This window comes from Lactobacillus taiwanensis DSM 21401 (assembly GCF_001436695.1).
GTDB classification, from domain to species: domain Bacteria; phylum Bacillota; class Bacilli; order Lactobacillales; family Lactobacillaceae; genus Lactobacillus; species Lactobacillus taiwanensis.
On record NZ_AYZG01000001.1, the window covers coordinates 79,479 to 93,079 of the forward strand.

General features: G+C 33.4%; 11 protein-coding genes, 4 pseudogenes and 1 other annotated feature. Of the genes and pseudogenes, 6 read left to right on the plus strand and 9 right to left on the minus strand.

The genetic code is table 11. The features are described 5' to 3' along the window. Positions 1-80 precede the first annotated feature (80 nt). Positions 81-524, plus strand: a complete 444-nt coding sequence (locus FD18_RS00415) for a hypothetical protein (RefSeq protein WP_057718018.1) — start codon at positions 81-83, stop codon at positions 522-524. Positions 525-552: 28 nt separating this feature from the next. On the opposite strand, the gene FD18_RS00420 is transcribed toward FD18_RS00415, so the two are convergent. After that, positions 553-1,005: a hypothetical protein gene (locus tag FD18_RS00420; protein ID WP_057718019.1), complete on the minus strand. Its 453-nt coding sequence runs from the start codon at positions 1,003-1,005 to the stop codon at positions 553-555. Positions 1,006-1,087: 82 nt separating this feature from the next. Between FD18_RS00420 and FD18_RS00425 the strand changes: the two genes are divergently transcribed. After that, entirely contained in the window at positions 1,088-1,804 is a 717-nt protein-coding gene (locus FD18_RS00425; RefSeq protein WP_057718020.1) for a DUF4097 family beta strand repeat-containing protein, read from the plus strand. An 81-nt stretch (positions 1,805-1,885) separates the two neighbouring features. Here the strand turns inward: FD18_RS00425 and FD18_RS09215 are convergent. From FD18_RS09215 to FD18_RS00440, 4 genes and pseudogenes are all read right to left on the minus strand, one after another. Next, positions 1,886-2,307, minus strand: a pseudogene (locus tag FD18_RS09215) (phosphopyruvate hydratase); the annotation flags it as partial. A 60-nt stretch (positions 2,308-2,367) separates the two neighbouring features. Beyond that, positions 2,368-2,514, minus strand: a pseudogene (locus tag FD18_RS10460) (phosphopyruvate hydratase); the annotation flags it as partial. Next, a complete protein-coding gene (locus FD18_RS00435; protein WP_057718022.1) occupies positions 2,510-2,773 on the minus strand; it encodes a hypothetical protein in 264 nt (87 codons plus the stop codon). The gene FD18_RS00435 and the pseudogene FD18_RS10460, both read right to left, overlap by 5 nt. A 67-nt stretch (positions 2,774-2,840) precedes the next feature. Further along, a complete protein-coding gene (locus FD18_RS00440; RefSeq protein ID WP_057718023.1) occupies positions 2,841-4,022 on the minus strand; it encodes an AEC family transporter in 1,182 nt (393 codons plus the stop codon). Positions 4,023-4,370: 348 nt separating this feature from the next. Here FD18_RS00440 and oxc point away from each other — a divergent pair, with 348 nt between their 5' ends. The 3 genes from oxc (at position 4,371) to FD18_RS00455 (ending at position 8,183) form a co-directional block, all read left to right on the plus strand. Then, positions 4,371-6,107, plus strand: coding sequence for an oxalyl-CoA decarboxylase (gene oxc, locus FD18_RS00445; RefSeq protein ID WP_057718024.1), 1,737 nt, complete (start codon positions 4,371-4,373; stop codon positions 6,105-6,107). Between the two features lie 5 nt (positions 6,108-6,112). Further along, a complete protein-coding gene (gene frc, locus FD18_RS00450) occupies positions 6,113-7,471 on the plus strand; it encodes a formyl-CoA transferase (RefSeq protein WP_057718025.1) in 1,359 nt (452 codons plus the stop codon). 199 nt (positions 7,472-7,670) lie between these two features. Then, positions 7,671-8,183, plus strand: coding sequence for a hypothetical protein (locus FD18_RS00455; protein WP_057718026.1), 513 nt, complete (start codon positions 7,671-7,673; stop codon positions 8,181-8,183). Between the two features lie 109 nt (positions 8,184-8,292). Here FD18_RS00455 and FD18_RS09950 read toward each other — a convergent pair whose 3' ends face one another. Next, positions 8,293-8,508, minus strand: coding sequence for a hypothetical protein (locus FD18_RS09950; protein ID WP_235499834.1), 216 nt, complete (start codon positions 8,506-8,508; stop codon positions 8,293-8,295). Between the two features lie 7 nt (positions 8,509-8,515). Then, a complete protein-coding gene (locus FD18_RS00460; RefSeq protein WP_235499835.1) occupies positions 8,516-9,442 on the minus strand; it encodes a YncE family protein in 927 nt (308 codons plus the stop codon). A gap of 162 nt (positions 9,443-9,604) precedes the next feature. On the opposite strand from FD18_RS00460, the pseudogene FD18_RS00465 reads away from it, so the two are divergent. Next, positions 9,605-10,112, plus strand: a pseudogene (locus FD18_RS00465) (GNAT family N-acetyltransferase). Positions 10,113-10,177: 65 nt separating this feature from the next. On the opposite strand, the pseudogene FD18_RS09220 reads toward FD18_RS00465, so the two are convergent. Next, positions 10,178-11,395, minus strand: a pseudogene (locus FD18_RS09220) (metal-dependent hydrolase family protein). A gap of 12 nt (positions 11,396-11,407) precedes the next feature. After that, positions 11,408-13,036 carry a peptide ABC transporter substrate-binding protein gene (locus FD18_RS00480; RefSeq protein ID WP_057718029.1) on the minus strand — a complete coding sequence of 543 codons (1,629 nt, stop codon included), beginning with the start codon at positions 13,034-13,036 and terminating at the stop codon, positions 11,408-11,410. 62 nt (positions 13,037-13,098) lie between these two features. Next, positions 13,099-13,343 (minus strand) — a binding site (T-box leader). Positions 13,344-13,601: the final 258 nt, after the last annotated feature.

Sequence of the window (13,601 nt, forward strand, 5' to 3'; positions counted from 1 at the left end):
AATTAATAAAAAATTTTGGGTATTCTTTGCGTATATATAATATGAAAAATATATCTAAAAGATAAAGAGGAGAACATAATATGCAAGGAATTTATGAAAATGTTAAAATTATTGGAATATTTTGTCGCTACGGGATTCAACAAAGTGTTGATAACAATGGAACATTTTATTATCGCCCTATAGTATACATGCGCAATTGTAAGAATCTGAACAATATAGATTTAAAATTACCAGAATATTTATTATTCAATTTAACTAAAGGATTTAAAGGACTAGGAGTATTAAATCCTGGAACAAAACTTGAAATACACTGTCGTCGTTATTTAAAAGAAAAACGTAATGATGGTTATGGTTATCCCACCAATATTGTAATTGCTAATAATCGACCAGCTTTTCCAGATGATCCTAATGTTTTAGCAGGAATGATTATGGTTAAAAATCAAGGTAATCCTGAAGCTGAAAACGACCCTATTAATACAGATCTAGTTGAAATATATAAGAATTGGCTAAAAAGTAAAGCGTAGAATAGTAACATTAAAAATTAAATCTTAGCTACTTTTTCACTTTCGGTGGACGAAGAGAGCCACGCTTAATTGTAATTGGTAACTGCTTTAAGTCTGCATAAACTCTTTCAAGTTCAGCCATAACTTTTTCTTCGTCTAATCCCTTTTCTTCAATTACATCTGCAGCTGCCTTAACGTAATTTCGCTTGTATTTTTTATTTATCTCATTCCAATTAACATTTGCAAAATTATTAGCTAACTTTTGATCATATGGCAATTTTTCTTGAAGCATCAAGACGGCAATCACTGGATATCCAGCATAGCCTTGCCAATAGCTGGCATTATCATTTGAATGGTACACATCATCATCCCAATCTACTGTGTAAGTTTTGGCTCCATTAGATGAAGTTACTTCTGCCTGATCTTTTGTTAAATTCACATGTTTATCCACAATTGCAGTATAAGCTTCTAGGATTTTTTGAATTGGTGGTAATTTTTTCATAAAATCTCTCCATTATTCATTTAGTTTACTTCGTTTAATAAATATAAGATAATTAATTCTAACTATATCTTAGGAGTTTATTATGAAAAATAATAATAAAAAGTTTATCTTAATACCTGTATTATCTTCATTAGTAATCCTGCTTTCAGCTTGCAGTATTATTGTTTCAAACCATGATGACAGTAAATCAGAAATCAAAACCACTATTAGCAATCACGGTTTTAATAAACTTGCAGTTTCAGTGGCTATTTCCGATATTTCTGTTAAATACGGAGATAAATATAAAGTCGAATATGCTGGTCCTAAAAATTTAAAACCAACTGTTAACAGAAAAAATGGTGCATTAACTATTAAACAATCGGCTCCTGGTATCCACCATATTAATGGAGATCCTACAATTACCATTACAGTGCCTAAGCAGCTGTTGAAAGATGTGACTTTGTCCACTAATGACGGCGATATTGAAATTGAAAATATTGCAACTACTAATTCAATATCTGTTGATACAAATGATGGCGATATTGACATCACTAACTTAAAAGCTCCACATGGCAAAATAGATACCAATGATGGCGACATTAACATTAGTAAATTAATCAGCAAAAATGGTTTTAAAGTTAATACAGATGACGGCGATATCAAGGTAAGTGATTCCACTTTCACCGGTTATAAACTTGACACAAGCGATGGAGATATTAAGGTTAAAGATAGCTCATCAAGCAGCACTTTTATAGAAAATAAAAATAGCTCCAATGTATTAACTGCTTCTACACAAGACGGCGATATTAAAATCAAATAGTGAGTAAAAAGACAGATCAATATGATCTGTCTTTTTTATGTTTGAAGTATTATTTTCTGATTACTATTTTTTTATCTATTTTTAGTCCATATCTATATTATTTGGAAAATGTGCCAAGCGCTCGTTTTCTACATCTATTTCTTGTTCAATTTCCAATAAGCGATTGTATTTTTCAACACATTCATTACGTGCTGGTGCACCTGATTTTAATTCAGCTGCATTAGTAGCAACTGTAAAGTCAGCGATAATGTATCTCCAGTTTCACCTGAGCAGTGAGATACCATAGTGGTCATATTATTCTTTCTAGCTAACCTGATCGCTTCTAAAGTTTCAGTTATCGTACCAATTTAGTTAACCTTAATCAATACCGCGTTACATAGCTTATCTTTAATAGCTTTTCTAACCAGCTTAGGATTAGTACATACATTATCATCTGCCACTACTTGTATCCTGTTACCAAATTTGGCAGTAAACTTTTCAAAATTATTCCAGTCACAGTCTCCTAAATATCGGTATAGAGGCTCGTTTTTAGATTTAGCTGCAGCTCTAGCAACTACCATTGAAACACCGAAAATTACTTTAGCGCCAAGCCGCGCCTTATTTGGCGTACCATCTAAACCAATCATTAAATTATCAATTGCAGTTTGATTGTATGAACTCTTTTCCCCTAAGACGTTATTAATTTCAATATTAACATTTGTTTCTTTAATCTTTTACCAAGTACAATTTATTACTTCTAGGAAATTCTATTTTTTGCAATTTTTTTATTCTTTTTAAAACTTCTGCTTCAGTCAAATTATTCCAAACAATTTTGTGATAGCCATTTTCAACAACTCGAAAATTATCCCCATTCTTTTCCACAAGAATGCTGCGATCCTTTTTATAAGTTAAAAATTTAAGTTTGTTACCATTACTCATCTTTCGCAATTCAATTCGTAAAAGTTTCAATAAATTTTTATTATCAATCATTTTTTATTCCTAACAAAAAGAGACAGATTATCTTCCTGTCTCTTAATTATATATACAAAAATTTTCTTTAAAACATATGTGCCAAGATTGGTAATAGCCAAATCCAGAAAATACAGCTTACTGCAAAGAATACAGTTGAAACTGCGACTGAACTTGCACCTTCCTTAACATAAATGTTGTAGCGACTAGAAATAATAATTCCAGAAAATGCTGGTGGCAAACCAGTTGCCAAACAAAGCATTGAAATCTTAGTAGGATCAGATCCCATACCACAGATATAAGCAGCTGCAACAATTACTGCAGGTGTTAAGAATAATCTGAAGAATGTGTTCCAGATAACTTCTTTATCAATTGAGAACTTAACTGTAGATAATGCCAAACCTGCTGCTAAGACGGCAACACCAGCGTTAGCCTTAGCAATTAAATCAAAAGTTGGAGCCCAAGAAGTTGGAATTCTAATACCAATTAAAACTAAAATAACTGCAATCAATGGAGCAGCAGCAACTGGTTGCTTAATTGCATTAATAACAGACTTCAAAGTTGGATTCATTGACTTATGAGGCTCATCTGCATGATCAGCAATTTCTGCTCGAGCTAAATCAATTTCACGCTCTATACCTTTTTCTTTCAAGGCCTTTGCTTCAGCATCAGTAACCGGAATACCATCAGGAATAGTCACCATAACCTTCTTTTTGGTTTTCTTTATGCCTTTGCCTTTTATATCCTCTACTTCTACTTTTGTTCCCTTATTACTAGGATTTGAAGTTGCCTGCTTCTTAGTAGCTGCCTGTCCTTTATTGATTAGTGCTAATCCTAAAGGAATAGTAATTGCATTAACTACAATAGATACAATACCAATAACTAAGTTAGTCGTTGCATTATTTCCATAAATAGGGTCCAAAACAGCAAAACCAAGGAATCCAATTGTTGGAGAACCTGCAATCAAGGCACAAACTGCAGCTTGTTGCGTAGTTCTGTGGAACAACAATTTATCTAAGTAGTAGCTCAACATAAATAGACCTACCACACCAACAATAGAAATTAACGTTAATATGATATCTTGCGCAAACATTTTTCTGGTAGCTTTAACAATTGAAATGAATAAAGCTGCTGGTAATGCGATATCAAGAACCAATTTGTTTAGTCCTTGTCTCTGATCATTATCAAAAAAGTAAAACTTTCCGCAGAGATAACCTAGTAACATAATCACCAAAATTGGGATTATGTCGTTAATTAGGATACTAATCATCTCTATACCTCTCTTATAATCAGTTCACGGTAAATATTCCTGACGAAATCTTCTTCATCATATAAATATAACCTTAATATAAAAATTAGCAAGCAAAAATTTCCGTATTCAATTAAATTAATTATTTAAATTACGATTTATTTGAGTATCAATTTATGAATTAATTTCATAGATAGCTTATTAAAAATAATATATATTTAAAAAGCAATTTTCCCTATATATAAAAAATTTTTTATCTTTTTTCTTGCTAAACCATTCAAAAAAGTCTATAAATTAACTGAACCCATTCTCATTAAGGGACGGCGTTCTTATATAATAAAAAATTATCATTACCATGGAGGTTACGTTATGGTAGATGACTCTTTAAATAGAACCGGTGCCAGTTTATTAATTGACGCTTTACAAAAAAATGGTATTAATAACCTATACGGGGTTGTGGGGATTCCAATTACAGATTTAGCAAGATTAGCTGAATTAAGGGGAATGAAGTATTATGGCTTTCGTCGCGAAGACTCGGCCGTAAATGCTGCCGCAGCTGCAGGATTTTTAACCAAAAATCCTGGTGTAGCAATGACTGTATCGGCTCCAGGATTTTTGAATGGACTAACTGCCTTAGCTCAAGCTACTAAAAACTGTTTTCCATTAATTATGATCTCAGGATCTTCAGAACGTCATATTATTGACTTATCTCAAGGTGATTACGAAGGATTAGATCAATATAACGTTGCTAAACCTTTCTGTAAGAAAGCTTATCGTGTTGATAGAGCTCAAGATGTTGGTTTAGCAGTTGCACGTGCAATTCGTACTGCAGTTTCTGGTAGACCTGGTGGTGTTTACCTTGACTTACCAGCTGACACTATCGCTCAACTTAATGATGATCTTGGTGAAAAGAACATGGGTGTTTACAAGTTAGTTGACCCAGCTCCATTACAAGAGCCAAGTGATGACGCAATTAATCGTGCCGTTGATATCATCAAACAAGCTAAGAAGCCTTTAATCATTCTTGGCAAAGGTGCTGCTTATGATAGAACTGAAAAACAAGTTCAAGAATTGATTAACAAGACTGATATTCCATTTTTGCCAATGTCCATGGCTAAAGGTGTTGTGCCTGATGACGATAAGCACTCTGCATCTGCAGCTCGTTCATTATCATTAAAGGGTGCCGACGTTGTTATTCTAATTGGTGCTAGATTAAACTGGATGCTTTCATACGGAAACGCACCACAATTCAACCCAGATGCTAAATTCATTCAATTAGACATTGATGCAACTCAATTTGATTCTGCACAAAAGATCTCTGCCCCACTTCAAGGTGACTTAACCTCTATCTTAAACAAATTAGTTCCAGCTCTTACTGCAACTGGATATAAGACCCCTTCCGACTGGCTTGATGCAATTGCTCAAGATACTGCAAAGAATGATGCTAAGTTTGCTAAGAGAATTAAAGCTGGCGAAACTAACCCAGAATTCGGTTACTATGGTGCTATTGAACCAATTAATGACTACTTCCAAGAACACCCTGATACTTATCTGGTAAGTGAAGGTGCTAACACACTTGATATTGGTCGTGACATGATCGGTATGAAACTTCCTCGTCATAGACTTGATACTGGTACTTGGGGAGTTATGGGCGTTGGCATGGGTTATGCTATCGCAACTGCTATTGAAACTGGCAAACATGTTGTTGCCTTAGATGGTGATAGTGCTTTTGGTTTTGACGGTATGGATGTTGAAACAATGTGCCGCTACAATCTCCCAATTACTGTTGTAGTTATTAACAACGGTGGTATTTACAACGGTATTGATAATGTTGTTCCTGATCAATTAGGTCCAACTACCCTTGATCCAACTGCTAGATACGATTTAATTGCTAAAGCTTTTGGCGGTGACAATTATTACGTAACTAATTATCAAGAAATGAAAGATACTTTTGCTACAGCTGTTGAATCTGGTCGTCCAAGTATCATTAATGTTCAAATTGATCCATCAATGGGTAAAGAATCTGGTCACATTGGCAATTTGAACCCATCCTTAAACTTAAAGCCGCTTGAAGAAGCTGAACAAGAAAAAATTGATAAGGAGTAATTAAAATGAGTGAAAATGAAAAAAACGAACAAAATGAATATGCTCCATTAAAAGGAATTAAAGTCATCGACTGGACTCAAGTACAATCTGGTCCTTCATGTACGCAACTTTTAGCATGGTTAGGTGCTGAAGTTATTAAAATTGAACGTACTGACACTGGTGACCCAACTAGAAACGAATTACTTGATATTAAAGATTCTTGGAGTCTTTACTTCTTACAATTAAACGCAAACAAGAAGTCTTTAACTGTTGATATCAAGGCTCCAGAAGGTAAGAAGATTATGTACGACTTAATTAAGAAAGCCGACGTATTCGTAGAAAACATTGCTCCTGGTTCTGCTGATAGAAATGGGTTTGGCTGGGATAAGCTTCATGAATTAAATCCTAAATTAATTTATGCTTCATTAAAAGGTTTCAACCAAGGTTCACGTTTTGAAAACGTTAAAGCTTTTGAACCAGTTGCTCAATCTGCTGGTGGTGCTGCCTCTGCTACTGGTTGGAACAAGGGGCCTAACAACGTTCCTACTCAATCAGCTGCTGCTTTAGGTGATTCAAACACTGGTATGCACTTAGCTATTGGTATTTTGGCAGCTTTACTTCAACGCGAACATACTGGTGAAGGTACTTTTGTTTACCAATCAATGCAAGACGCTGTATTAAACCTTTGCCGTATTAAATTACGTGACCAAATCATGTTAGATAACTTAGGTGCTCTTCCTCACTATGCAGTCTACCCTGACTGGAAATGGGGCAAAGCAATTCCTCGTGCTGAAAACACTGAAGGTGGTCAAGTTATTGGCTGGACTTACAAGGCCAAAGGTTGGGAAACTGATCCTAACGCTTACGTTTACATTGTTATTCAAAACGAAAACAAGAATTGGGATAAACTTTGCGAAGCAATGGGTCACCCAGAATGGGAAACTGATCCAAGATTTGTTGATTGGCAACACCGTCAATTACACAAAGAAGAACTTTACCCACTAATCGAAGAATACACAAAGCAATACGATAAATACACTCTAACTAAAGAACTTGGTGCTGCTGGTGTTCCTGTTGGTCCTGTTCTTGACTGGCATGAACTTGAAAACGATCCAGACTTAAACAAGGATGGCGCTATTGTTACTATCAATCAAGGCGGTAATCGTGGTAACTTTAAGACCATCGGTTTACCATTTACTCTTTCAAACTACAAGCCAGTTTACGATAAGGCTCCTGACCTAGGTGAGAACAACAAAGAAATTTTGTCTAAGTTAGGTTATGACCCAGATCAAATCGAAGATTTAGTTAACAAAGGCGTTATTTCTAAGGCTAAGGGTCCTAAGAATCCACGCGTTAAAGTAATTATTGATGGTAAAGAACAATAATTAATATTTGAATACATACAATAAAAAGCGGTTAGAATTGATTTCTAACTGCTTTTTATTGTATCAATTGTTTCCAAATTTTAATAAAGATTAACTAATTTTATAATTCATTAAAACCTTGACTTAATCACTATACTTTCTTTTAAAATGTAGCTATAATATCATTCAGATATAAATAAAAGAGGTGGATATTTTAGTCATGAAGGATAATTATACAATTGACCATGATATGTATCTTATGAATCATAAAAATGGCGATGTTCTAAAGGTAACTGTTGATAATAAAGATAAGTCATTAAAGAATTTGCAGCTTTATCGTCAAGATGGCCTTGGAAATTACTACTATGACAAAAATTCGCAGTTAAAGCATCAAGATAATTTAGCCACTAAAAAAGACATTGTTAAGGCAAGTAAAGAAATTGGTGCACATAATACCCACCATATCGATAAGTGGCATCACAAAGTTAAGCCAGTATACAATGCTGAACATAAAATCACTGACTTTGAACCAAAACTAGCCTTAGAGCATCACACTAAGATCAAAAATGCCAAAAGATATCTGCGTCATTTGAATCATCATCATGCAGATTTCTTATTTAGAGCTAATAAAGGATTGTTAAGACAACCTTTAAATTATCTCAAAGATGCAATTTACACTGACCGTAATAAAGAAATGGTTATTGCACATAAGGTACATAAGATTGCTAAATAGCAAAAATCCCAATGAAATGTATAAAAACATTTCGTTGGGATTTTTTGTTAATTATAAACTAATTCTCCGTGCATTCATATTTTTTACACTAAAATTGATACATATCCTACTATTTTTCAGAAATTATGCCATCATTATATTTAACTTTTAGCTTAATAACCCGATCCATATGGACCAAGTTAGGATTTTGCCGATACAAAGCTGTCGCAGATTCAAATAACAGATACACTTCTCCATCTTTACCAATAATCTGCTCTAAATATGGCGGTAAAATAATAGTCTTATCGGCTTGATTTAAATCAAGATTATAGTTTGGTTTGTTCAACTTATTTCTATAAAACTAGCAGCTGAGAATTGAAATCGCCATATGACTCAGATAATAAAATATCTTTTCTATCAAAACTAATTCCTTGTATTTGAGAATAGGTTGACCAATTTTCATCCGGAATAGCTAAATCATTCTCATTCTTATCTTTTTTAAATAAGCCCTTTTTGTTTAATTTATAGCCAAAAAGTTGACCGCCATGAATTTTATCAAAATATCCTACATAGATTTTATTTTTATGATATGTCAAATAAGATGTTTTTAAAGGTGCTGCTAGATTAGTCCCATGTTTAAATTTAATAGGTCTTTTCTGCCTTTTGAAATTATATCTCTCTAATTCCTTTAAACTCAATGATTGAACCTGAGCACGTTGATATTGATTAATTGTTGCAACCCATAGTCTATCGTGATCATCATCATAAGTAATACCACCTACATGATCAATATTATTCAGGGCAATAGTTTTTATAAAACGTCCAGTTTTAAAATCTAAGATCCATAGAACTGAATCAAATGTTTTACTTTTACTATAAGCTGAAATAATCAAATATTTATGATGAATTATAGCTAATCCTTGTGGATCCATGTCATATGCTATTCCAGGCTGACCTTGATTAGGCGGAGTATATTTAATAGCAACAGATTGAATTAGTCCCGGAATCACATAAAAGATAGGCTTTTGCTTAAAATTCAAATTTTTATAGACATCAGGATAAGTTTCAAATAGTACTGATTTGAAATCCTTAGTAGAATAAGCTGCGGGGCGAGTACTAGTATTGTCAACTAACGCAGGCTGCGATTTTATAGAGGGATGACGGCGCACTTCTTTCTTTTTATAATTAGTCCAAAGCATAAAAAATATTACACATGAAGTTAAAATGATCATTAAAATAATCCAATAATATAACTTTTTGGATATATTTTTATTTAACACCCAACATCCCTCGCTTTAGTTTAATAGTCTTTATTATCTATTCTAAAATATTCTTTTCTTACTATCATTTTAATATGCTGATTCATGTTAGAATCTAAAGAGTTTAATTTAACTTTATAATCGGCGTAAATCTTTCAAAATAAATATGAGGCTTAATTAATTATGATCGAAATCAAAAAAATAACTGTAAATAATAAAAACGATATTAACTTACCCAATCAACCATTCAAAATTTGGGGCAAATTAATTCCAAGTCTTAATAATGGAAAATGGGATTACAAAATTCAGAAGTTTGCCAAAATATCTCAATAATGTTTTCCAAATGAAAATTATCAATATAATTCAAATTTAATTTATATTGGTGCTTATGATAATAGCCGTTACATCGGACTAGCTATTTTTAGTAAATCTATGTTTAATTACTTATATTTAGATGACCTAAAAATTGATATAGATTACCGCAGACGTAATATCGGTAGTCAACTAATTGAAACTGGCCTAAGCGAAGCAAAACAGCTAAATTTACACAATCGCTCAAGATAATAACCTATCAGCTCGTCTTTCTTATTTAAATAATAAGTTTGAAATTGGCGGCTTCAACAATCGCAATTATCGCGGAACTGCTCAAGAAAGAAAAGCAGATATCTATTTTTATCGAGATTGTAAATAAAATTTAATGAAATAACAGTATAAAAAAGAGCCCGCATTTGCGAGCCCTTTTCTATAGTCGGATTTCTAAAATTTTCTTACACCATGTTGATATACCATTTTATCTTTTTGTTCAACAGAATTTACATTTTCAAGTGGATTCTCTTTTAAAACTAAAAAATCAGCGTATTTTCCTTCTTCAAGAGATCCATACTCATCATCAATCTTCAATAATTCTGCCGATCCTAGTCCTCCTGCACGAAGAGCTTGATAATTAGTAGCACCTGCACGTACTAATTCAGTCAATTCTTTTGCTGTATTTTCAAGTGGATTCTTGAACGTACCTGCGTCTGTTCCCAAAGCTAGTTTTACGCCAGCTTTAATAGCTTTACCAACATGTGCATAAAACGCATCTACATGCTGACACATTTTTTGATATGAAAAGTCTGTCATCTTCCCTTTACCATAAACTGCAATTTGATGACCAGCAATTAAAGTTGGCGATAAAAATGTTCCTTGTTTTTTCATAAGATCAATATCTTCATCATTAACATAAAAGCCATGTTCGATTGAATCAACACCAGCAACTACAGCATAGTGAATACCTAGCTCGCCTTCTGCATGAGCGCACACAGTCATATGCTTAGAATGCGCCTCTTATACCGCTGTCCTCATCTCTTCTAAAGATAATTCCGTATCATCGATTTGATCACCTTGAGACATAATGCCACCAGTTGCCATTAACTTAATATTTTTGGCTCCCTTTTTAAATTGTTCACGGACAGCCTTACGAACATCATCAGCTGAATTAACAAGGTGAGAATAATTAGGCGTACCATGACCATATTCTGGGGTTCCCAAAGGTCGATCAGAATGTCCACCTAAAATAGAAACTGGCATTCCTGCTGGTTTCATACCTGGACCTTCGAATGGAAAATCTTTTCGAATATTATTTAATTTTACATCCACATCATAAGGAGAACCACATCCCCGAAGATATGTAACTCCTCCTCTAAGTCCATTTTTTAAATCTTCTAATGCTTTATATGTGATCAAGGCCTCTGTTTCAGGATAATGATATTTACTTACGTTAACATAACCAACATGAGTATGCGCATTAATTAACCCAGACATAACATATTGTTTTTTCAGATCTACCTGATGTTCAACAGAATCCTCCATTTTTCCCGAACCAAGCGCCAATAACTTGCCGCTTTCATTATCGACCGTAAACCAAGCATTTTCTAGTAATTTATCTTCAATACCTACAAATAGATTACAATTTATAAAAGCAGTTTTTGTCATCTTTTCCTCCATTTATTTAGTTACATAAGTGTCTTTAAAGTTAAATTTTCCAAGTGAAAAGCCTAAATCATGTACGTTTTGTCTTACCATCCAAGCTTGACCATCATGAAATAGTGGAGTTAGTGGTTGTTCATTGTCTAATACTTGTTCTGCTTTAACTAAATATTGCAATCTCTTATTAACGTTCATTTCTTTACTTGATAGATCTAATAAATGATCATATTGCTTGTTAGACCATTTACCAAAGTTATAATTTTGTCCAGTTGCCATTACACTAAGCATTGCATAAGGATCATTAAACGCAGGATTTAAACCAGTATAGTCTACATCATAATCCCCATTAAGCATCTTACTTACTCTCGTAGTTTTTGGCATTGATTGAACATGAACTTCTACTTTATCACCAAAACTATTCTCAAATTGACTTTGCACATATTCTAAAACTTTTTTAGAAAGATCATCGTCATCCCCACCTAAAGTGAATTCAACTTTTGATTTGCCAAGTTCTTTTAATCCTTTGTTAAGCAAATTACGTGCTTCTTTTTTATTAAAATCAGTATACTTACTTGTAGCTTTCTTCTTTGCAAAATAATCATTGAAGTTTACACCATTAACAGTCTCCTGTGGACCTGTAAAAGTTGTAGCAACAGTATTTGCACCACCAATAGTAGAGGCTAGTTCTTTACGATTTAAGGCCATTGAAAATGCTCTTCTTAAATTGACATTAGCCATGTCCTTATTTTTTGAAACATTGTAAGTTAAATATTCAGTTCTATCTAGTTTAAATACTCGGTATTCTGTTTGATGCTTTAATTGCTTGGATGCTTGCATATCAAGAAATGCACCATCTAGCTTTCCACCTTGATAAAGATTGTAGTCAGTTGAAGGTGTTTTAATTACTGTGTAATTAACAGTATTTAATTTAACATCCTTTTTATCCCAGTAATAATTATTCTTTTTTAGTTTCCAGCTAAGATTTGTACCAGTCCATCCATCACTAACAAATGGACCATTATAAAGCATATACTTAGATGCAGTCCCATATTTTGAACCATACTTCTGAACTGCCTTTTCACTAACTGGATTCCAACTTGAAGCTGTCAATGTCTTAAAGTATGGAACGGGATGAGTCAAGTGAACTACCAAAGTATGTTTATCTTTTGCTTCTACTCCTAAAGAACTTGGATCTTTTTTCCCTGTCACAACTTCTTTGGCATTCTCAACTGCTTGATAATTATTTTGTTGCTGTGATTGAGTCTTAGGATCCATCATTCTTCTTAACGAATAAACAAAATCTTGCGCTGTAACAGAATCACCGTTGCTCCATTTAGCATTTTTTCTTAACTTAAACGTCCAAGTAAGTCCATCCTTACTTGCAGTTGAAGTTGTAGCCACGCCTGGCTTTACCTTTCCTTTATTATCTACACGATTTAATCCTTCAAATACATTTCCAGCTTGTTCTCCACTAGCTGTATCAACCATTTTATTCTGGTCTAAAGTTTGTACTTCTGAAGTTGTCATCCATGATAAAGATTTTTCATATTCTTTTGTATTATTTTTTCCATTAGAACAAGCAGTACAGAGTGTTGCCGCGCTCGCCATCATTGCTCCACTTGTCAAAACTTTCATCCACTTTTTCATACTAATATCCCCCTCGGATTAGCTAAGATAAACAAAAAACGCCCTACTAGATCAACTTGATCTAATAGGGCGTTTATTACGCGGTACCACCTATTCTTCGTTAGCAAAAAATACTAACCTCATGCACGTGCGGCCAATCAAATGATTAGCGATACGTCGCCGCTATAAAGGGCGGCCCCTGAAAATACTAATTGTCGTACTTTCCGCTCAAAGGTGATTTTCACGTAAAACTCGGCCGTCTTCTCACACCAAACGAAGATTCTCTGAAGACCACATTTCATGTTACTTTCCTTATCAAAGCTAAACTGTTATTTTTGTTAAAAATAATAATATCAAAAACAAATTATATGTCAATATAAATTTAATAAAAAAATAATTTTAATGTCATTTAGATATTCTCTCGTTTCTTTCGATTAACTATGTAAATACAAATTCTTTTTAGTAATTGTGGACGTTTTTTATTTTATAACGAAGTATTTGATTTCTGTTTCTTGCTTTTTCAATTAATCTCATACTTTGTGATATTTCTACTTATCAATCTATTCAGAATAGTCGCAAGTGCTTC

Excerpts from the sequence above, each read along its gene's own strand:
- FD18_RS00415 (WP_057718018.1), top strand. The coding sequence starts at position 81 with ATGCAAGGAATTTATGAAAATGTTAAAATTATTGGAATATTTTGTCGC.
- FD18_RS00420 (WP_057718019.1), bottom strand. The coding sequence starts at position 1,005 with ATGAAAAAATTACCACCAATTCAAAAAATCCTAGAAGCTTATACTGCA.
- FD18_RS00425 (WP_057718020.1), top strand. The coding sequence starts at position 1,088 with ATGAAAAATAATAATAAAAAGTTTATCTTAATACCTGTATTATCTTCA.
- FD18_RS00435 (WP_057718022.1), bottom strand. The coding sequence starts at position 2,773 with ATGATTGATAATAAAAATTTATTGAAACTTTTACGAATTGAATTGCGA.
- FD18_RS00440 (WP_057718023.1), bottom strand. The coding sequence starts at position 4,022 with ATGATTAGTATCCTAATTAACGACATAATCCCAATTTTGGTGATTATG.
- oxc (WP_057718024.1), top strand. The coding sequence starts at position 4,371 with ATGGTAGATGACTCTTTAAATAGAACCGGTGCCAGTTTATTAATTGAC.
- frc (WP_057718025.1), top strand. The coding sequence starts at position 6,113 with ATGAGTGAAAATGAAAAAAACGAACAAAATGAATATGCTCCATTAAAA.
- FD18_RS00455 (WP_057718026.1), top strand. The coding sequence starts at position 7,671 with ATGAAGGATAATTATACAATTGACCATGATATGTATCTTATGAATCAT.
- FD18_RS00480 (WP_057718029.1), bottom strand. The coding sequence starts at position 13,036 with ATGAAAAAGTGGATGAAAGTTTTGACAAGTGGAGCAATGATGGCGAGC.